Genomic DNA, 19,810 nt, shown 5'->3' on the forward strand with positions numbered 1-19,810 from the left:
CAGCACGCTGGAAGGATGGATGAAAGACGCACCGTCAAGGTGTCCAAGTACGTCTCCAAGCACCTGCGGCACCAGCCCGAGCGGATCGGGCTCACGCTCGACGCCCACGGCTGGGTGCCGATCGAGGAGCTGCTGAGCGCGGCGGCCCGTCATCACTTCCCGATCAGCAGGGCGGAGCTCGACCATGTGGTCGCCTCCAACGACAAGCAGCGCTTCGCCGTCGACGCCGACCGCATCCGGGCGAGCCAGGGACACACCGTGGCCGTGGACCTGGGGCTGCCGCCGGCCGAACCGCCCGCGTACCTCTACCACGGTACGGTCGGCCGTTCCCTGGACGCGATCCGAGCCGAGGGGCTGCGCCCGATGAACCGGACCCATGTGCATCTCTCGCCCGACCGCGAGACCGCTACCCGCGTGGGGGCCCGGCGCGGGCGCCCCGTCGTGCTGTCCGTCGAGGCGGGCGCCATGCACCGCGCGGGCCACACGTTCTGGGTCAGCGCCAACGGGGTGTGGCTCACGGATGCCGTGCCCGCCGAGTTCCTGCGCCTGCCGGGCTGAGCCGGGACCCGAGAGCGCACGGGCCCGGACCGCCGTCAGCCGGCCAGCTGGGCCGCGCCCCGCGTCGCGATCTCCTCGAACAGCTTCTCGTCCGGCACCGCCGCATCGAACCCCGGCCCGTCGGCCGGCACCGGCGCGTGGATGACGATCTCCGTGAACCCCAGCTCCGCATGCCTGCCCGCGAAGTCCACGAACGCGTCGACGGACTCGAACGGCCGACCCCCGCCCGCGGCGAGACCCGGGTTGAACTCCGGCGTGAATCCGGTCAGCAGGACCTTCTCCAGCTCGGCCACGTCCCGCCCGGCCTCCGCGCACGCGCGCCCCAGCCCGCCCATTTGCCGCCCAAGGGCCTCGACCGACTGCGCGCCGCTGCCCGCCTCGTACAACTTCGGATCCCCCGTGGTCACCCACGCCTGACCGTGGCGCGCGGCCAGCGCCAGGCCGCGCGGCCCCGTGGCGGCGACGGCGAACGGCAGGCGGGGCCGCTGCACGCAGCCGGGCAGATTCCGCGCCTCGGTGGCCGCGTAGAAGTCCCCCTCGTACGACTTCCCGGCCGGCTCCCGCAACAAGGCGTCGAGCAGGGTCACGAACTCGCCGAAGCGGTCGGCGCGCTCCCGCGGCGTCCACGGCGCCTCGCCACTCCGCAGCAGCGTCGTCGCGTCGAAGCCGTTGCCGCCCGCACCGATGCCCAGCGTGATCCGCCCCGCCGAGATGTCGTCGAGCGAGATCAGCTCCTTGGCGAGGGTGACCGGGTGGCGGAAGTTCGGCGAGGTGACGAGCGTGCCGAGGCGGAGGTGGGTGGTGGCTGTCGCGGCTGCCGTGAGCGTCGGCAGCGCGCCGAACCACGGGCTGTCCCGGAAGGCCCGCCAGGACAGGTGGTCGTAGGTGTAGGCGGCGTGGAACCCCAGCTCCTCGGCGCGCCGCCAGCGTTCGCGTCCGCCCTCATGCCAGCGGTGGATCGGCAGAATCACAGTGCTCAGTCGCATGGGGCGACCCTACGAGAGCGTGAGGAGGTGCCGCATCGCCTGCGCGGCGCGGACGGCGGCGTCGCCGCAGCAGTTGTTGAAGAGCACATGCACCTCGCGCGCCTGCTCGGCCATGTCTCGGACGCGTGGCACCCACTCGGAGAGTTCTTCAGTCGTGTAGGCATGACGGAACCTCTCCTCCTTGGTCCCGGTCCCCCAGGACCTGGACCGGCCGTGGAGGCGCACCAGGGCGAGCCGCGGGTGGGTGACTCGTACGACGGGAGGCACGGAGGACGGCAGCGTTTGGGTCATGTCCACAGCCACGGCAGCCGCGTCCAGCTCCGTCAGCAGGGCGGCCGTCTCATCGACCCGGGCCCCGTCCCACCAGCCCGGATGCCGGAACTCCACCGCCACCGGCCATCCGGTCGCACGCTCACGGCACCGCCGCAGGAACTCCTCCGCCGGCCGCCCCGGTACGAGCCCGGTCGGAAACTGGAAGAGCAGCGTGCCCAGCCGTCCGCCGGCCCGCAGCGGTTCGAGTGCGGCGCTGTACCGCTGCCACACCTCGTCGAGCAGCCCCGGATCGGCACCGGCCCGCCCGCGCACGAAGGCCGGGCGCAGGTCGGCGGGGAGCGCCTCGGGGCGGGTGGGGTGCCCGGTGAACAGGGAGAACGCCTTCACGTCGAACCGGAAACCGTCCGGGGTGCGGTCGATCCACAGGTGGCTGTTGCGGGTGCTGGGCAGCCCGTAATACGTCGAGTCCACCTCGGCCACCGGGAAGCGCGCGGCATAGTGCCGGAGGCGTCCCTCCGCGTCGCGGCTGCCCCTCGGGTACCAGCCGCTGGCCACCAGGGCCTTGTCCGTCCATGAGCAGGTGCCGACCCGGATCTCTCCCATCCCCACCACCTGCCCCGTCCGCCTCCCGCGACTCCGAGGCGACGTCCGGCATATGCCGAGGACATGTTCTCAGGTCAGAGGCGAGTTCTCTCAAATGTGCAACCCTTCGCACGCCCGTGCGCTTCCATGAGCGAGAATGTACGGGTGACTACCGTTATCGAGCAGTCCGCTCCTGTCGCTCCCCGGCTGATCGCCACGGATCTGGACGGCACTCTCCTGCGCGACGACAAGACCGTCTCGGACCGCACGATCCGGGCGCTCGCCGCAGCCGAGGAGGCGGGGGTCGAGGTCTTCTTCGTCACCGGTCGCCCCGCCCGCTGGATGGACGTCGTCAGCGATCACGTCCACGGACACGGTCTGGCGATCTGCGCCAACGGCGCGGCCGTCGCCGATCTGCATGCCGGCGGACAGCTGCTGAAGATCCGGGGCCTGGAGCGCGCGACGGCCCTCGACGTCGTTCGCACGCTGCGCGCCGCCGCGCCCGGCACGTCCTTCGCCGTCGAGCTGGCCACCGGGATCCACTACGAGCCCGCCTACCCGCCCTTCTACCTCGACCCGGGCGCCACCGTGGCGGTCGCGGAGAAGCTCCTGTACGAGGAAGGCCCGGGCGACGGCGTCCCCGTGCTGAAGCTCCTCGCCCGCCACGGCGAGCTGGACCCGGACGAGTTCCTGGCGCTGGCCCGGGCGGCCGCCGGGGAGCGGGCCACCTTCACCCGGTCCAGCCCCACCGCGCTCATCGAGATCAGCGGGCCGGGCGTCTCCAAGGCCAGCACCCTGGAACTGTGCTGCGCCGAGCGCGGTATCGCGCCCGCCGAGGTCGTCGCCTTCGGCGACATGCCCAACGACGTGGAGATGCTGAGCTGGGCCGGCTCCTCGTACGCCATGGGCAACGCCCACCCGGCCGCCCTCGCCGCCGCCTCCGGCCGTACGGTCAGCAACAACGAGGACGGCGTGGCCGTGGTCATCGAACGCATCCTCGCCGAACGAGCGAAGAGCCTCGCGGGACGCTGAACCAGCCGGGGCCCGAGGCCGGGCGCCGAATAGTTCAGCCCGGGCCCTCACACCGTGCGCCGGCGGTCACAGCGGTGCCTGCCACACCACCGTCGTACCGCCGCCGCCCTCTCCGATCCCCCGCTCGAACCAACTGGCCCCGCCCAGCGACTCCGCCCGGCGCGCCAGGTTCCGCAGCCCGCTGCGGCGCCCGCCCTCCGGCATGCCCACCCCGTCGTCGGCGACCGAGAGCCGCACCGCGTCCCGCCCGTCGTCCTGGGTGGCGGTCGCGTCCACGACCACCTCGATGCGGGCGGCTCCGGCGTGCCGGAAGGCGTTGGACAGCGCCTCCCGCAGCGCCGCGATCAGGTTCTTGGCCGTCAGCTCGCCGACCAGCGAGTCGACCGCCCCGACGAAGCGGTGGGACGGCTTGAAACCCAGGGGCACGGCCGCCATGTTGATCTCGCGCAGGACCCGGGTGCGCAGCCCGGACGGCGCCTCCGCCGGCTCCTGCTGGAGCGCGAAGATCGCGGTCCGGATCTCCTGGATGGTCACGTCCAGCTCGTCCACCGCCCGGCCGACCCCGGTCTGCACCTCCGGCACGTCGGACCGCCGCTGCGCGCTCTCCAGCATCATCCCGGTCGCGAACAGCCGCTGGATGACCAGATCGTGCAGGTCGCGGGCGATCCGGTCGCGGTCCTCGTAGACCGCGAGGCGTTCCCGGTCGCGCTGGGCGTCGGCCATCATCAGAGCCAGCGCGGCCTGCGAGGCGAACTGGGTGGCCAGCGTCCGTTCCGTCTCCGTGAAGGGCCGGTCGCCCCGGGCCCGGGGCATGGCCAGGGCGCCCAGGACCCGGCCCCCGCTGCGCAGGGGCAGCAGCATGTTCGGGCCGAACGGGTCCGCCAGCCTGGTGATCAGGCGGGTGTCGGTGGCCGAGTCGTCCACGAAGACAGCCTCGCCGCTCAGCAGCATGCCCACCACGGGGCTCTGGGCCGGAATGATCAACCCGAGCGAGTCGGTCGGATCGTCCGCCGAGACGGCGACGATCTCCAGGCCACCGCCCTCGGCCGGCAGCAGCACGATGCCGGCGGCGGCACCCGCGAGACGGCGGGCCTGCTCCGCGACGACCGTGAGCGCTTCGTCGGCGTCGCTCCCGGAGAGCAGGGCGGTCGTCACGGCGACCGAGCCGTCGATCCACCGCTCGCGCTGCCGGGCCGCCTCGTACAGCCGGGCGTTGCCGATGGCGATCCCGGCCTCCGTCGCCAGTACGCGCACCAGGTGCAGGTCGTAGTCGCTGAACTCGCCGCCGCCGTCCTTCTCCGCGAGATACAGATTGCCGAAAATCTCGCCCTGGACCCTGATCGGAACACCGAGGAACGTCCGCATCAGCGGATGGCCGGGCGGAAAGCCGGCGAACCTCGGATCGGTGGTGAGGTCCGCGAGGCGCAGCGGGCGGGGGTCGTGGATGAGGGCACCGAGCAGGCCGCGGTGCCCGTCGGGCCGCCGGCCGATCTCGTGCGCCACCGGGTCGGGAACCCCGTAGGTGACGAAGTCGGAGAGCCCCTCGCCCTCCTCGTTCACGACCCCGATCGCGGCGTAGCGGGCGTGGGCCAGCTCCGCCGCCGTCTCGCAGATCCGGTCGAGCGTGGAATGCAGTTCGAGGCCGGTCCCCACGGAGCGCATGGCTTCCAAGAGGCGCGGCACCTGGGCGGTGAGCTCGGTGGAAAGGCTCTGCAGGCTCCTGGCCGGATCCTCCTCAGACATACTGCGAGCGTAATTAGTCACATTTGCCCTGGAAAGTCGGGCTGCCGGATTCGGGATCCCGAATCCGGCAGCCCGTGTGGGGAGGACCTATGCGCGGGCCGCCACAGCCGCTTCCGGCTGCCCGACGCTCTCCCGTTCCCGCGCCAGCATCCGGCGCAGCGGCCCGTCGACCGAGGCCAGTACGTCGTACGGGCCCCGCTGCACGATCGCACCCGCCTCCAGGACCACCACCTCGTCCACGGCGTCGAGACCGGCGAGCCGGTGCGTGATCAGGACCGTCGCACGCCCCGAGGTCGCCTCCAGCAGGTCCGCCGTCAGGGCGTCCGCCGTCGGCAGGTCCAGGTGCTCGGCGGGCTCGTCCAGCACGAGGACGGGGAAATCGGCGAGCAGGGCCCGGGCCAGCGCGAGCCGCTGCCGCTGCCCCCCGGAGAGGCGGGCGCCGTGCTCCCCGACGAGGGTGTCCAGCCCGTCCGGCAGCGCTTCCGCCCAGTCGAGCAGGCGGGCCCGCGCCAGAGCGTCGCGCAGTTCGGGCTCGGTCGCGCCGGGGCGGGCGAGCCGCAGGTTCTCCCGGAGCGAGCTGTCGAAGATGTGGGCGTCCTGGGCGCACAGCCCGACGAACCTCCGCACGGTGTCCCCGTCCAGCGCCGAGGCGTTCACGCCGCCGATCCGGTAGCTGCCCGCCCGCGCGTCCAGGAAGCGGAGAAGCACCTGGGCCAGCGTGGTCTTGCCGGACCCGGAGGGCCCCACCACGGCGATCCGGCGGCCCGCGTCCAGCGTGAGGTCCACGGAGGCGAGCGCGTCGTGGGCCGTGTCCGCGTACCGGGCCGACAGACCCCGCACCTCCAGCGGGAAGGGGTTCGCCGGTGTCGCGGCCGGCGCTTCGGGCTCCCGTACGGGCACAGGGGCGTCCAGCACCTCGTACACACGCTCCGCGCTCCTCCTGACCCGCTGCCGGTACTGGGCGGCCGACGGCAGACCGGTCACGGCCTCGAAGGCGGCCAGCGGGGTGAGGACGACGACGGCGAGCTCCACGCCGGCAAGCCGGCCATCCGCCACCGCCGGAAGGGCGACCAGGGCCGCGGCCACCACGGTGAGGCCGGCGATCAGAGCGGTGAGGCCGCCCCCGAGCGCGGTCGCGGTCGCCGCACGCGATGCGATCCGGGTGAGGACGACATCGGCCGCACGCGTGCGGGCCGCACGTCCCGGCAGGGCCCCCGTCACGGTCAGCTCGGCGGTGCCGCCCAGCAGATCGGTGATCCGGGTGGCCAGATCGGCGCGGGCGGGGGCCAGTCGGCGCTCCGCGCGGCGGGCGCAGGCACCGCTGACGAGCGGGACCCCGACGCCCGCCAGCAGCAGCCCCACGGCCAGGACCAGGCCCGCCTGGGGGAGCAGCCAGCCGGTGAAGCCGACGGTCGCGGTGCCCACGAGGACTGCGGTGCCGACGGGCAGCAGCCACCGCAGCCAGTAGTCCTGGAGCGCGTCCACGTCCGCGACCAGCCGTGACAGCAGATCCCCGCGCCGGGCGCCGCGCAGGCCGCCGGGCGCGATGCGCTCCAGGCTGCGGTACACGGCGACGCGCAGTTCGGCGAGCATCCTCAGGACCGCGTCGTGCGAGACGAGGCGCTCGGCGTAGCGGAAGACCGCCCGCCCGATACCGAACGCACGGGTGGCCGTCACCGCGACCATCAGATAGAGGACGGGCGGCTGCTCGGACGCCCTGGAGATCAGCCAGCCGGAGACCGCCATGAGCCCCACGGCGGACCCCAGGGCGAGGCTCCCGAGCAACAGGGCGAGCCCGAACCGGGCACGTTGGGAGCCTGCGGCATCCCGGACCCGGGCCAGGACGTGCCTGCGCCCTGGCGTGGTCTCCTCGGGCGCTTCGGCTGCGGGCGCCGGCCCGGTCGGCCGGACGGCGCCGGACGCACTGGCGGAGCCAACAGCGGTCGCGGGGCTGGGCAGCGCCACAGGCTCATCCTGCGCAACGGCGTCCACGGCCGTCAGCGTCACCACCCGGTCCGCGACCGACAGCAGCGCCGGCCGGTGCACCACCAGCAGTACGGTCCGGCCCGCCGCCAGCCTCCGTACGGCCTCGACGATCCCCGCCTCCGTCTCGCCGTCCAGGCTCGCCGTCGGCTCGTCCAGCAGCAGCACCGGGCGGTCGGCGAGGAACGCCCGGGCGAGCGCGATCCGCTGCCGCTGCCCTGCGGAGAGACCGGCGCCGTCCTCACCGAGCACCGTGCGGTCGCCGTCCGGAAGCCCTCGTACGAACTCGTACGCCCCCGCGTCGCGCAGCGCCGCCGTCACCGCGCTGTCGTCGGCGGCGGGCCGGGCGAGCCTCACGTTCTCCGCGATGGTGCCCGCGAAGAGATGGGGGCGTTGCGGCACCCAGGCGATGTGCTCCCGCCAGCGTTCGAGGGAGACGTCCGCCAGATCGGTGCCACCGACCCGTACCCGGCCCTCGTCGGGGGCGGTGAAGCCCAGCACCACGTTCAGCAGGGTGGACTTGCCGGCGCCGCTCGGGCCGACCAGCGCGACCGTCTCCCCCTCCTCGACAGTCAGCCGGGCAGCGGCGAGCGAGGGCTCGGACCGCCCCGCGTGGCGTACCGTCACCCCGTCCAGCTCCAGCCGCAGCGACGCGGGCACCTCCCCCGTACCGCTTGCGCGGGGCTCCGTCTCCAGGACCGCGAAGACCTCCTCCGCCGCTGAAAGGCCCTCGGCGGCGGCATGGAACTGCGCCCCCACCTGCCGGATGGGCAGATATGCCTCGGGCGCGAGGATCAGGACCAGCAGACCGGTGTAGAGGTCGAGTTCACCGTGGACGAGCCGCATGCCGATGGTGACCGCGACGAGGGCCACCGAGAGTGTGGCGAGGAGTTCGAGGGCGAAGGACGACAGGAAGGCGATCCGCAGGGTGCGCAGCGTGGCCTGCCGGTACTGCGAGGTGATCCTGCGGATCGACTCGGCCTGGGCCTTGGCCCGGCCGAACACCTTCAGCGTCGGCAGCCCGGCCACCACATCGAGGAAGTGACCGGAGAGCCGGGAGAGCAGCCGCCACTGACGGTCCATGCGCGACTGGGTCGCCCAGCCGATCAGGATCATGAAGAGCGGGATGAGCGGCAGCGTGACCACGATGATCGCCGCCGACACCCAGTCCTCGGTGACGACCCTTGCCAGCACGGCCGCCGGCACGACCACCGCGAGACCCAGCTGCGGCAGATACCGAGCGAAGTAGTCGTCCAGGGCATCGATCCCCCGGGTGGCCAGCGTCACCAGCGAGCCGGTGCGCTGACCGCTCAGCCAGTCCGGCCCCAACTGCGCGGCCCGGTCGAGCAGCTGCCGGCGCAGTGCGGACTTGACCGCCGCACCGGCCCGGTGGGCGGCCAGCTCGGTGAGCCAGGCGACCAGGGCCCGCCCGAGCGCGACCGCCGCGAGCAGCAGAAGCGGGGTGCGCAGCCCGCCCGCCGTCAGCCCGTCCTCGAAGCCGCCCACCACGATCTCGGCGATGAGCATGGCCTGGGCGATGACCAGCGCCGCCCCGGCCAGGCCGAGAACCACCACCGCCACCATGAACAGACGGGTGGCTCGGGCGTGGCGGAGCAGACGCGGGTCGATCGGTTTCACGTGAAACATCCCTTGCGGCTCGGCTCGGTCGGGGAACTCACTGCGTCAGTGCGCTTCGGCGATGTGCTGGGTGCCGATCCGCTTGCGGAACACCCAGTACGTCCACCCCTGGTAGAGCAGCACGACCGGAGTGGCGATACCGGCGCACCAGGTCATGATCTTCAGCGTGTACGGGCTGGACGAGGCGTTGGTGACCGTGAGGCTCCAGGCGTCGTTCAGCGAGGACGGCATGACGTTCGGGAAGAGCGTCAGGAACAACATGGCGACCGTCGCCGCGATGGCCACACCGGAGAGCGCGAAGGACCACCCCTCACGCCCTGCCGCGGCCATCGCGATCGCACCGACCAGCGCCGCCGCCGCGACGATCATCGCGATCAGACTCCGTCCGTCCCCGTTCTCGGCCTGGGTCCAGACGAGGAAGGCGAGCGCCAGCACGGCCGTGACGGCGCCCAGCTTCAGGGCCAGCCCGCGCGCCCGCGCCCGGATGTCACCGGCCGTCTTCAGCCCGGCGAACACCGCGCCGTGGAAGGTGAAGAGGGTGAGGGTGACCAGACCGCCGAGGAGCGCGTAGGGGTTGAGCAGGTCCAGGACGCTCCCCGTGTACTCCATGTGCGCGTCGATCTTCACGCCGCGCACGATGTTGCCGAAAGCCACGCCCCACAGCACGGCGGGGATCAGGGAGGTCCAGAAGATCGCGTGCTCCCAGTTGGTCTGCCACTTCTCCTCGGGCCGCTTCGCCCGGTACTCGAAGGCGACGCCGCGCACGATCAGGCAGAGCAGGATGAGCAGCAGCGGCAGGTAGAAGCCGGAGAACAGCGTGGCGTACCACTCGGGGAACGCGGCGAAGGTCGCTCCGCCGGCGCTGAGCAGCCAGACCTCGTTGCCGTCCCAGACCGGGCCGATGGTGTTGATCAGCACCCGCCGTTCCGTGCGGTCCCGGGCCAGCAGCTTGGTGAGGACGCCGATCCCGAAGTCGAAGCCCTCCAGGAAGAAGTAGCCGGTCCACAGGACGGCGATGAGCACGAACCAGACGTCGTGGAGTTCCATTTCTCGGCTCCCGCTCTCAGTAGGAGAAGGCCATGGGCCGGTCGGCGTCTTCGTGGTCGCCGCCGATCCGGGTGGGCGGGTTGAGGTCGTCGTCCGTGAGCTCGGGCGGCCCGGCCTTGATGTACTTCAGGAGGAGCCGGACCTCGATGACGGCGAGCACCGCGTACAGCACGGTGAAGACGATCAGCGAGGTCAGCACCTCGCCCTGGGAGACACCGGGGGAGACCGCGTCACGGGTCCGGAGTACGCCGTAGACCACCCAGGGCTGCCGACCCATCTCGGTGAAGATCCAGCCCCAGGAGTTGGCGATCAGCGGGAAGAGCAAGGTCCACAGGGCGACGATCCAGTAGCACCGGGCAAGGCGTGGACTGAGGGCCTTGGTCTTGAAGAGGACCAGATGCGGCACCTCGTCCTCACCGGTGCGCATCGCCTCGGGCAGCATGAACTTCTTCCGCGTGAGCCACAGGCCGAGGATGCCGAGACCGAACGAGGCCATCCCGAAGCCGATCATCCACCGGAAGCTCCAGAAGGCGACGGGGATGTTGGGCCGGTAGTCGCCGGGGCCGAAGCGTTCCTGCTCCGCCTTGTTGATGTCGTTGATGCCCGGCACGTACGAGTGGAAGTCGTCGTCGGCGAGGAAGGACAGCACCCCGGGGACGGAGATCTCGACGGAGTTGTGGCCCTTGCTGACGTCCCCGTAGGCGAAGATCGAGAAGGGCGCGGCGTTCTGCCCGTCCCACAGCGCCTCGGCCGCCGCCATCTTCATCGGCTGCTGCTTGAACATCACCTTGCCGAGCTGGTCACCGCTGACGGCGGTCAGGAGGCCGGAGATCACCACGGTGATCAGGCCCAGCCGCAGCGAGGTCCGCATCACCGGAATGTGCTTCTTGCGGGCCAGGTGGAAGGCCGCGATGCCGACCATGAACGCGCCACCGACCAGGAAGGCGGCCGTGATGGTGTGGAAGAACTGGGTCAGCGCGGTGTTCTGCGTGAGCACCTGCCAGAAGGCGGTCAGCTCGGCGCGGCCGCGTTCCTTGTTGATGCGGTAACCGACCGGGTGCTGCATCCAGGAGTTGGCCGCCAGGATGAAGTAGGCGGAGAGGATGGTGCCGACGGACACCATCCAGATGCAGGCGAGGTGGATCTTCTTCGGAAGCTTGTCCCAGCCGAAGATCCACAGGCCGATGAAGGTGGACTCGAAGAAGAACGCGATCAGGGCCTCGAACGCTAGCGGAGCCCCGAAGATGTCACCGACGAACCGCGAGTAGTCGGACCAGTTCATCCCGAACTGGAACTCCTGGACGATGCCGGTGACGACACCCATGGCGATGTTGATCAGGAAGAGCTTTCCCCAGAACTTGGTGGCTCTGAGGTACTTCTCCTTGTTCGTCCGCACCCAGGCGGTCTGCAGGCCGGCAGTGAGCGCCGCGAGAGAGATCGTCAGAGGAACGAAGAGGAAGTGGTAGACGGTCGTCGTACCGAACTGCCATCGCGCCAGGGTCTCCGGCGCCAGAGCTAGCTCCACGTCGTCTTCTCCTTACGTCATCGCCGCCGCAGCGGCGATTTGTCCGTGAAATCCAACGGATCACGGGAGGAAGCAGGACACGCTTGTGAACGCGTTCACATTCACAAGCAATTATGGCGCACACGCTTTCGGGCCCTTCGCCCGGGGTCCCCTCTCACCGCCGCCCCCGCGCCGGGCCTGCGGAGCCGGGCATACGAAAGGGCCCCGCACCTCTCACGAGATACGGGGCCCGGCTGCCGGACGACGCCGGCTACAGCTCCTGGCGGAACGACTCCGTCACCTTCAGGAACAGGTCGTTCGCCTCGCTCTCGCCGATCGTCACGCGCACGCCCTCGCCCGCGAACGGCCGGACCACCACACCGGCCTTCTCGCAGGCCGCCGCGAAGTCCAAGGTGCGGTCGCCCAGCCGCAGCCAGACGAAGTTCGCCTGGGACTCGGGAACCGTCCAGCCCTGCCGTGCCAGGGCCTCGGAGACCCGGTCCCGCTCGCACACCAGCGAGCCGACCCGCCCCAGCAGCTCGTCCTCGGCGCGCAGCGAGGCCACCGCCGCGTCCTGCGCGAGCTGGCTGACGCCGAACGGCACCGCCGTCTTGCGCAGCGCGGCCGCCACCGGCTCGTGGGCCACCGCGAAGCCGACCCGCAGACCCGCGAGCCCGTACGCCTTGGAGAACGTCCGGAGCACCGCCACGTTGGGGCGGTCCCGGTAGATCTCGAGGCCGTCGGGGACCTCGACGTCGCGGATGAACTCCTTGTACGCCTCGTCCAGCACCACGAGCACATCGCTCGGCACCCGGTCGAGGAATCGTTCCAGCTCGGCCCTGCGCACGACGGTGCCGGTGGGGTTGTTCGGGTTGCAGACGAAGATCAGCCGCGTCCGGTCGGTGATCGCGTCCGCCATCGCGTCCAGGTCGTGCACATCGCCGTCGGTCAGCGGCACCTTGACCGAGGTCGCGCCGCTGACCTGCGTGATGATCGGGTACGCCTCGAAGGAGCGCCAGGCGTAGATCACTTCGTCGCCCGGGCCCGAGGTGGCCTGGAGCAGCTGCTGGGCCACGCCGACCGAACCGGTGCCGGTGGCCAGGTGCGAGACGGGCACACCGAAACGGTCGGCCAGCTCGTTCATCAGACCGGTGCAGGCCATGTCCGGGTAGCGGTTGAAGTGCTCAGCGGCCGCGAGCGCGCTCTCCATCACGCCCGGCAGCGGCGGATACGGGTTCTCGTTGGAGGACAGCTTGAAAGCGGCGGGTCCGTCCGCCGACGCCGGTTTGCCCGGAACATAGGCGGGAACGCCGTCCAGTTCGGCGCGCAGCTTGGGGCTCGTCTCGCTCACCGCAGGTCCTCCTCGACCGTCCGTACACATCAATACTGCTCACCTTATGAGGATTGGGCGCCGCTGCGAACGGGTGGACAGCGGATTCGTCCGGTGAACCCCGGAATGAGGGGGAGCGCGACCGGCAGTGGCGCGCGCCGGTGGCTCACTCCGTGGCGCGCGTCCCTCGAAAAGGTGAGTTGAGACCTCCTCGAGACCTTGCCCCCTCGACAGGTCCATCCGGCCGGATGCATGACACATGACGGTGGGACCGGCCAACAACCTTGTTTCATAAGGCCGTTGCCACCCAATGACCTTGCAGAAACGTGCCTGTCAACGCGTGCATATGCGACCGGACCAATTCCCCGCCCGACCCCTACTATCGGCTCGCCATGACAGCAGCAGGGAAGCACCAGGTGAGCCGGACGGAGACCCCCCGGCGCGGCGGCAGGCAGGGACGTGCCGGAATCCGGGATGTGGCCGCCGCCGCCGGCGTCTCCATCACGACCGTCTCCGACGCGCTCAACGGCAAGGGCAGGCTCCCGGACGCCACCCGCCGCCATGTCCGCGAGGTCGCAGAGCGCCTGGGCTATCGCCCTTCCGCGGCGGCCCGCACGCTCCGTACCGGCAAGTCCGGCCTCATCGGCCTGACCGTGACGACGTACGGGGATGAACCTTTCACCTTCACCGAGTTCGCGTACTTCGCGGAAATGGCGAGGGCGGCCACCTCGGCGGCCCTCGCGCGCGGCTACGCCCTGGTCATCCTGCCGGCCACCTCGCGCCACGACGTCTGGTCCAACGTGGCGCTCGACGGCACCGTCGTCATCGATCCGTCCGACCAGGACCCGGTCGTCTCCGAGCTGGTCCGTCAGGGACTGCCCGTCGTCTCCGACGGCCGCCCCGCCGGGTCGCTGCCCGTCACCGCCTGGGTGGACAACGACCACCGGGCGGCCGTGCTCGACCTCCTGGACCATCTGGCCGCCGCCGGGGCCCGCCGTATCGGACTGCTCACCGGCACCACCACCGATACGTACACCCGACTCTCCACCACCGCCTACCTGCACTGGTGCGAGCGCGTGGGACAGGATCCGGTCTACGAGTCCTACCCCGCCCACGACCCGTGCGCGGGGGCGGTGGCCGCCGACCGGCTGCTGGCCCGTCCGGACCGCCCCGACGCCGTCTACGGGCTCTTCGACCCCAACGGCACGGACCTGCTGGCGGCTGCCCGCCGCTACGGCCTGCGCGTCCCCGAGGACCTGCTCCTCGTCTGCTGCAGCGAATCCACGGTGTACGCGACGACCGAGCCGCCCATCACGACGCTCTCGCTGAAGCCGCGGAGGATCGGCACGGCGGTCGTCCAACTGCTCATCGACGCCATCGAGGGCGTCGATCAGGACGGCCCGGTGGAACGGGTGGTGCCGACGGAGCTGATCGTCCGGACGTCCTCGCAACGCCGCCCGCCCCGCACCACGGTCAGTGCGCCGCGTTCCCCGGCAGGGGACTGATCATCCCAATTAGGACCAATCGACCGACGAACCTGGCATGCGGAAGGATTCACCACCCCTGGTGCGTCCCAGAGCACGATCTGCATTCCTATGATGGGCGCACGACACCGCGGACCAACCCGACCAGCAGGGCCCGTCAGGTGTACGGCGGCGCGACGGTGGTGTGGAGGGGTCGATGACACAGGGGGCCGGTCAGGAACCCGTGGTGCGGACGGCGACGTTGCGCGACTTCCGCGTACCGCCCTATGCGCAGTCCCCCGCGCCGCCCGCGTCGCCGCACCCGGGGAACGCCTTCCCCGAGGGCGGCACTCCGGAGGGGTACACCCCCACGGCGCGCGATCTCCCCGTCATCAGCCGCGACGAACCCGCCCAGGTGCAGCCCGTGCCCGAACCACGCCCCGCCGCCGGCCCGGGCCTCGGCCCCCTCTACGTGGTCGGTGACGTCCACGGCTACCTGGACGAGCTGCTCGCGGCCCTCGCCGAGCAGGGCCTGATCGACTCCGAAGGCCGCTGGGCGGCGGGCAACGCGCGCCTCTGGTTCCTCGGCGACTTCACGGACCGGGGCCCCGACGGCATCGGCGTCATCGACCTCGTCATGCGGCTCTCCGCCGAGGCCGCGGCCGCCGGCGGATACTGCAAGGCCCTGATGGGCAACCACGAGCTGCTGCTCATCGGCGCCAAGCGGTTCGGCGACACCCCGGTGAACTCCGGCGCGGGAACGGCCACCTTCCAGGCGGCCTGGCTGCTCAACGGCGGGCAGAAGTCGGACATGGAGCGCCTTCAGGACGTCCACCTCCAGTGGATGTCCCGGCTCGACGCCGTCGTCGAGGAGGACGGGCACCTCCTGATGCACTCGGACACGACGGCGTACCTCGACTACGGCTCCACCATCGAGGACGTCAACGACACGGTGCACGCCATCCTCACGCGCAACGACGCCGACGAGTGCTGGGACCTGTTCCGCAAGCTCACCAAGCGGTTCGCCTTCCGCGACGACTCGGGCGCCCAGGCCGTCCAGGAGCTGATGGCGGCCTACGGCGGCCGGCGCGTCGTCCATGGCCACAGCCCCATCCCGTACCTGACCGGCGAGGTCGGCTCCGAGGACGGCGCGGACGGTGCCGGGCCTCAGGTCGACGGGCCGCATGTGTACGCGGACGGGCTCGCCATCGCCATGGACGGCGGGGTGACCATGGCCGGAAAGCTACTGGTCGTCCGACTCCCCCTGCATGACTGACGCCCTGCGGGGAAGACGCATCCCGAGCTGACCACGCCGAGTACAGGGGCTATTTCCGCAAACCCTCTGTCACCCCGCACCGTGCGCGCTCTACCATCGGCCTATCAGTAAGCAGGCTCTCCTCCGTTTCCGCCCGAACTGCCCGTACCCAGCGGGCACACAGGCCCGACGGAGCATCGGGGGATGCAGATGAACAGCGCTCCGCACCTGCTGACCGAGGACCGGCCCGAGTACGAACGGCTCCTCGACGACGCACTGCGTCACGCACACGAACGACCGGAACTGGCCGCCGTCGGCGAACGCCTCAACGCCGCCCAGCTGCGCACCATGGCGCTGGCGGCCGTCGCCCTGATCACCGCCACGGCCGCCCCCGAGTACGAGCAGTACGTGAAGACCCGTGACGAAGCACGCGCCCCCGCCCGGGACACGGCTTCCGGCACGGCGCCGGACGGCCTCATCCAGTCGGGCGCCGGCATAGGCGCGGTCGTCACCGTTCTGACGCCGATGCTGGCGGGTACGGCGGCGGCCATATTCCTGCTGGTCGGCTACCTCCTGAAGATGCTGGAGCCACCACCGGCATTCGCCGGCCCCATGGTGGACGCGGGCTGGTTCTTCGCCGCCGTCACCGCCGCCGCCATCTTCGTCGCCGCCATCGGCCTGCTCATCGCCGCCCTGCGCAACGGCTCGACGTCCCTGTCCGCCCGGGAAGCCCGCGAGCAACTGCCCGACGACGTGGCCCGCGCCAAGGACGCCTGGCGGCAGGCGCTCCTTGAGCGGGGCATCGTGCCCTTCCTGCGCGACGCCCTCGCAGAGCCCGCCGGGCCCGCGGTCCCCGCCCCGCACCGCCCGACGGGCCGCCTCCCCAAGATCGGCTACAGCAGGCCCGACTTCGCCGGCCCGGACGAGGGCCCGGCTGCGGCGCCCCGTCCCACGTACAGCAGCCCGGACTTCACCAGCCCCGACTTCGGCGGTCCCGAGCACGAACCGGACTGACCGCCACGGCTCCGGCGGAAGACGCCGGAGCCGTGCGCGTCCGGGTCAGTCGGCCAGCGGCAGATAGACCCTGTTCCCGCCCGCCGCGAATTCACGCGACTTGCCGAGCATCCCCTCGGCGATCTCCTCGGCCGTGGCCTCCGCGCCGTTCGCGCCGCCGAACTGCTCGGTGATGCTGTGGCTGATCTTCATCGAACAGAACTTCGGGCCGCACATCGAGCAGAAGTGCGCCGTCTTGGCGGGCTCGGCGGGCAGGGTCTCGTCGTGGAACTCCCGTGCCGTGTCCGGGTCGAGCGCCAGGTTGAACTGGTCCTCCCAGCGGAACTCGAACCGGGCGTCCGACAGCGCGTCGTCCCACTCCTGCGCCCCCGGGTGCCCCTTGGCCAGGTCGGCGGCGTGGGCCGCGATCTTGTACGTGATGACCCCGGTCTTCACATCGTCCCGGTTCGGCAGCCCCAGGTGCTCCTTGGGCGTCACGTAGCAGAGCATCGCCGTCCCCCACCAGGCGATCATCGCGGCGCCGATGCCCGAGGTGATGTGGTCGTACGCCGGCGCGATGTCGGTGGTCAGCGGTCCGAGCGTGTAGAACGGCGCCTCCTCGCAGATCTCCTGCTGAAGGTCGATGTTCTCCTTGATCTTGTGCATCGGGACATGCCCCGGGCCCTCGATCATGGTCTGCACGCCGAACCGCTTGGCGACCGTGTTCAGTTCGCCGAGCGTGCGCAGTTCGGCGAACTGCGCCTCGTCGTTGGCGTCCGCGATCGACCCGGGCCGCAGCCCGTCGCCCAGCGAGTACGTCACGTCGTACGCGGCGAGGATCTCGCAGAGTTCCTCGAAGTGCTCGTACAGGAAGGACTCCTTGTGGTGCGCCAGGCACCACGCCGCCATGATCGAGCCGCCCCGGGAGACGATGCCGGTCTTGCGCCGGGCGGTCAGCGGCACGTACGGCAGGCGTACGCCGGCGTGCACCGTCATGTAGTCCACGCCCTGCTCGGCCTGCTCGATGACGGTGTCCTTGTAGATCTCCCAGGTCAGCTCCTCCGCCCGCCCGTCGACCTTCTCAAGGGCCTGGTAGAGAGGGACGGTTCCGATCGGTACGGGTGAATTGCGAAGAACCCACTCACGGGTGGTGTGGATGTTGCGGCCGGTGGAAAGGTCCATGACCGTGTCCGCACCCCACCGGGTCGCCCACGTCATCTTGTCCACCTCCTCCTCGATGGAGGACGTCACCGCGGAGTTGCCGATGTTGGCATTCACCTTCACCAGGAACCGCTTTCCGATGATCATCGGCTCGGTCTCCGGGTGGTTGACGTTGGCGGGCAGCACCGCGCGGCCGGCCGCGATCTCCTCGCGCACCACCTCCGCCGGCACGTTCTCGCGGACCGCGACGTACTCCATCTCCGGCGTGATCTCGCCCCTGCGGGCGTACGCGAGCTGGGTGACGGGCCGTCCGTCCCGGCTCCGCCGCGGGCGGCGCGGGCGGCCGGGGAACACCGCGTCCAGATTGCGCAGTCCACCTCGCGGCGAGGTGTGCTTGAGCCCGTCGTCCTCGGGACGGGCGGGGCGGCCCGCGTACTCCTCGGTGTCGCTGCGGGCGATGATCCAGTTCTCCCGGAGCGGTGCGAGGCCGCGCCGGACGTCGGTCTCGGCCGCGGGGTCGGTGTACGGCCCGGACGTGTCGTACAGCGTCACGTCCTTGCCGTTGGTCAGGTGCACCTGGCGGACCGGCACCCGGATGTCGGGGCGCGGCCCCTGGACGTATCCCTTGTGCCAGCCGATGGACTTCCCGGCCTCGTCGCCCTGGTTGGAGGCAGGCGTGCGTGTGTCCGATGTGGTCATGAGACCTACTCCCTACGCCGGCATTACCCGGTAACAGGTTCGGCGGTCGGCGCAGCGTGCCCGTACGGTCGTACGGCGGTCAGCGCCCTCTCAGCCCGGTGCTCCGAGCTCCCGCGTGTGCAAAGGTGCCACCACGCTAGCCCCCGGACGGGCGACCTGACCAGAGGGCCCCTTCCTTCTTGCGATGATCGGCCGGTGACGCCCCCTCATCGCGACCCAGAACCGCAGGGCCATCAGCACACGCACAGCCATGGCCCGGCCGCACCCGTCTCCACCCGTCTGCGCAAGGTGATCGCCGCCGTGCTGATCCCCTTCGCGGCCGCCGTACTCGTCGGCCTCGTGGCGCTCTGGCCGAATGGCGCGCCGGCGCACGACCGGACAGGTGTCGGATTCGACCGGCAGACCCAGCAGGGAAAGGTGGTGAGCGTCGTCGAGACCGACTGCAAGGACGTGAACGCCGCCCAGCTTCCCGTCAGCGGCGAGACCCAACCCCCCGTGGACCGGCCGGCATCCGGCGGCCTCTGCGAGAAGGCCACCGTCGAGGTCACGACCGGCCCCGACTCGGGGCGCCGGTTCGTCGAGGTCGTCCAGCCGGACGCACCGAGGCAACTGCGGGAGGGCCAGGGGGTGGTGGTGGCGTACGCCCCCGACGCGCCCCATGACCTCCAGTACTCCGTGACGGACGTGAACCGGAAGTTCCCTCTGTATTTGCTGGCCGGGATCTTCGCCCTCGCGGTGGTGCTCGTGGGCAGGATGCGCGGGGTCATGGCCCTGGTGGCGCTCGCCCTGTCGTTCGCCGTACTGACCCTGTTCATCCTTCCGGCCATACTTCAGGGCTCGAATCCGCTGCTGGTGGCGGTCGTCGGGGCCGGAGCGATCATGCTGATCGCGCTCTACATCTGCCACGGGCCGACCGCCCGCACCTCCGTCGCCGTCATCGGCACCCTGATCTCACTGCTCCTGATCGGGCTGCTCGGCTCGCTCTTCATCGGCTGGGCGAGCCTGACCGGGAACACCGACGACAACACCGGCCTCATCCACGGCCTGTATCCGCACATCGACATGAGCGGACTGCTGCTGGCCGGCGTCATCATCGGCTCCCTTGGCGTGCTCGACGACGTCACGGTCACCCAGACCTCGGCGGTCTGGGAGCTGCGCCAGGCGAACCCCACCATGAGTGCGAAGCAGCTCTACCGGGCAGGGATCAGAATCGGCCGCGATCACATCGCCTCCGTGGTCAACACCCTGGTGCTCGCCTATGCGGGCGCGGCGCTGCCCCTCCTGCTGCTGTTCACGGTCGCGCAGAGCAGCGTGGGGACGGTCGCCAACAGCGAGCTGGTGGCCGAGGAGATCGTGCGCACCCTCGTCGGCTCGATCGGACTGGTCGCCTCCGTGCCGGTGACGACAGCGCTGGCGGCGCTGGTCGTCTCCGCGGACCGCACGGGGGTCGGCGCGGAAGCCGGGGCTTCGGCACCCGTGCGGAGCGGCAGGGGCCGGCGACGGCGGGCGAGGTCGTGACCGGAACACGCAGCGTGATTCACCCGATCGGCAGGTGTCGTGTTC

At 71.0% G+C, this 19,810-nt stretch carries 14 protein-coding genes; 6 read left to right on the top strand and 8 right to left on the bottom strand.

Translation table 11 applies throughout. The features are described from left to right. Positions 1 to 15: 15 nt before the first annotated feature. Positions 16 to 558: an RNA 2'-phosphotransferase gene (locus tag NEH16_RS15610; protein WP_265542970.1), complete on the top strand. Its 543-nt coding sequence runs from the start codon at positions 16 to 18 to the stop codon at positions 556 to 558. A 35-nt stretch (positions 559 to 593) separates the two neighbouring features. On the opposite strand, the gene NEH16_RS15615 is transcribed toward NEH16_RS15610, so the two are convergent. Continuing rightward, positions 594 to 1,544 (bottom strand): LLM class flavin-dependent oxidoreductase, encoded by a 951-nt coding sequence (locus NEH16_RS15615; RefSeq protein WP_265542972.1) that lies wholly within the window; start codon positions 1,542 to 1,544, stop codon positions 594 to 596. Between the two features lie 9 nt (positions 1,545 to 1,553). Continuing rightward, entirely contained in the window at positions 1,554 to 2,420 is an 867-nt protein-coding gene (locus NEH16_RS15620; RefSeq protein ID WP_265542973.1) for a DUF72 domain-containing protein, read from the bottom strand. Between the two features lie 126 nt (positions 2,421 to 2,546). On the opposite strand from NEH16_RS15620, the gene NEH16_RS15625 reads away from it, so the two are divergent. Beyond that, on the top strand, positions 2,547 to 3,431 hold the full coding sequence (locus NEH16_RS15625) for a Cof-type HAD-IIB family hydrolase (protein WP_265542976.1): 885 nt from the start codon (positions 2,547 to 2,549) through the stop codon (positions 3,429 to 3,431). Positions 3,432 to 3,497: 66 nt separating this feature from the next. Here NEH16_RS15625 and NEH16_RS15630 read toward each other — a convergent pair whose 3' ends face one another. From NEH16_RS15630 to hisC, 5 genes are all read right to left on the bottom strand, one after another. Further along, positions 3,498 to 5,174: a GAF domain-containing sensor histidine kinase gene (locus tag NEH16_RS15630; protein WP_265542978.1), complete on the bottom strand. Its 1,677-nt coding sequence runs from the start codon at positions 5,172 to 5,174 to the stop codon at positions 3,498 to 3,500. A gap of 87 nt (positions 5,175 to 5,261) precedes the next feature. Further along, positions 5,262 to 8,795 carry a thiol reductant ABC exporter subunit CydD gene (gene cydD, locus NEH16_RS15635; RefSeq protein WP_265542980.1) on the bottom strand — a complete coding sequence of 1,178 codons (3,534 nt, stop codon included), beginning with the start codon at positions 8,793 to 8,795 and terminating at the stop codon, positions 5,262 to 5,264. 45 nt (positions 8,796 to 8,840) lie between these two features. Next, positions 8,841 to 9,842, bottom strand: coding sequence for a cytochrome d ubiquinol oxidase subunit II (gene cydB / locus NEH16_RS15640; RefSeq protein WP_265542982.1), 1,002 nt, complete (start codon positions 9,840 to 9,842; stop codon positions 8,841 to 8,843). Between the two features lie 16 nt (positions 9,843 to 9,858). Next, positions 9,859 to 11,367: a cytochrome ubiquinol oxidase subunit I gene (locus NEH16_RS15645; protein WP_265542984.1), complete on the bottom strand. Its 1,509-nt coding sequence runs from the start codon at positions 11,365 to 11,367 to the stop codon at positions 9,859 to 9,861. 250 nt (positions 11,368 to 11,617) lie between these two features. Further along, positions 11,618 to 12,697 (bottom strand): histidinol-phosphate transaminase, encoded by a 1,080-nt coding sequence (gene hisC / locus NEH16_RS15650; protein ID WP_073966690.1) that lies wholly within the window; start codon positions 12,695 to 12,697, stop codon positions 11,618 to 11,620. Between the two features lie 371 nt (positions 12,698 to 13,068). Here hisC and NEH16_RS15655 point away from each other — a divergent pair, with 371 nt between their 5' ends. The 3 genes from NEH16_RS15655 to NEH16_RS15665 all read left to right on the top strand — a co-directional run bounded on the left by NEH16_RS15655 (position 13,069) and on the right by NEH16_RS15665 (position 16,408). Next, positions 13,069 to 14,181, top strand: coding sequence for a LacI family DNA-binding transcriptional regulator (locus NEH16_RS15655; protein ID WP_026171354.1), 1,113 nt, complete (start codon positions 13,069 to 13,071; stop codon positions 14,179 to 14,181). A gap of 175 nt (positions 14,182 to 14,356) precedes the next feature. Then, positions 14,357 to 15,415, top strand: coding sequence for a metallophosphoesterase (locus NEH16_RS15660; protein ID WP_265542986.1), 1,059 nt, complete (start codon positions 14,357 to 14,359; stop codon positions 15,413 to 15,415). Positions 15,416 to 15,598: 183 nt separating this feature from the next. Next, positions 15,599 to 16,408, top strand: coding sequence for a hypothetical protein (locus NEH16_RS15665; protein ID WP_265542989.1), 810 nt, complete (start codon positions 15,599 to 15,601; stop codon positions 16,406 to 16,408). 45 nt (positions 16,409 to 16,453) lie between these two features. On the opposite strand, the gene thiC is transcribed toward NEH16_RS15665, so the two are convergent. After that, complete coding sequence (gene thiC, locus NEH16_RS15670) at positions 16,454 to 18,247, bottom strand: phosphomethylpyrimidine synthase ThiC (protein WP_073966687.1); 1,794 nt, start codon at positions 18,245 to 18,247, stop codon at positions 16,454 to 16,456. A gap of 195 nt (positions 18,248 to 18,442) precedes the next feature. On the opposite strand from thiC, the gene NEH16_RS15675 reads away from it, so the two are divergent. After that, the gene (locus NEH16_RS15675; protein ID WP_265542992.1) at positions 18,443 to 19,765 is read left to right on the top strand and encodes a YibE/F family protein; all 1,323 of its coding nucleotides are present in this window, start codon (positions 18,443 to 18,445) and stop codon (positions 19,763 to 19,765) included. The last annotated feature ends 45 nt before the right edge of the window (positions 19,766 to 19,810 follow it).

This window comes from Streptomyces drozdowiczii, assembly GCF_026167665.1.
In the GTDB taxonomy this organism is placed as follows: Bacteria; Actinomycetota; Actinomycetes; order Streptomycetales; family Streptomycetaceae; genus Streptomyces; species Streptomyces drozdowiczii_A.

Excerpts from the sequence above, each read along its gene's own strand:
- NEH16_RS15615 (WP_265542972.1), bottom strand. The coding sequence starts at position 1,544 with ATGCGACTGAGCACTGTGATTCTGCCGATCCACCGCTGGCATGAGGGC.
- thiC (WP_073966687.1), bottom strand. The coding sequence starts at position 18,247 with ATGACCACATCGGACACACGCACGCCTGCCTCCAACCAGGGCGACGAG.
- NEH16_RS15665 (WP_265542989.1), top strand. The coding sequence starts at position 15,599 with ATGCAGATGAACAGCGCTCCGCACCTGCTGACCGAGGACCGGCCCGAG.
- NEH16_RS15655 (WP_026171354.1), top strand. The coding sequence starts at position 13,069 with ATGACAGCAGCAGGGAAGCACCAGGTGAGCCGGACGGAGACCCCCCGG.
- NEH16_RS15660 (WP_265542986.1), top strand. The coding sequence starts at position 14,357 with ATGACACAGGGGGCCGGTCAGGAACCCGTGGTGCGGACGGCGACGTTG.
- NEH16_RS15630 (WP_265542978.1), bottom strand. The coding sequence starts at position 5,174 with ATGTCTGAGGAGGATCCGGCCAGGAGCCTGCAGAGCCTTTCCACCGAG.
- NEH16_RS15620 (WP_265542973.1), bottom strand. The coding sequence starts at position 2,420 with ATGGGAGAGATCCGGGTCGGCACCTGCTCATGGACGGACAAGGCCCTG.
- cydB (WP_265542982.1), bottom strand. The coding sequence starts at position 9,842 with ATGGAACTCCACGACGTCTGGTTCGTGCTCATCGCCGTCCTGTGGACC.
- NEH16_RS15610 (WP_265542970.1), top strand. The coding sequence starts at position 16 with ATGGATGAAAGACGCACCGTCAAGGTGTCCAAGTACGTCTCCAAGCAC.
- NEH16_RS15625 (WP_265542976.1), top strand. The coding sequence starts at position 2,547 with ATGAGCGAGAATGTACGGGTGACTACCGTTATCGAGCAGTCCGCTCCT.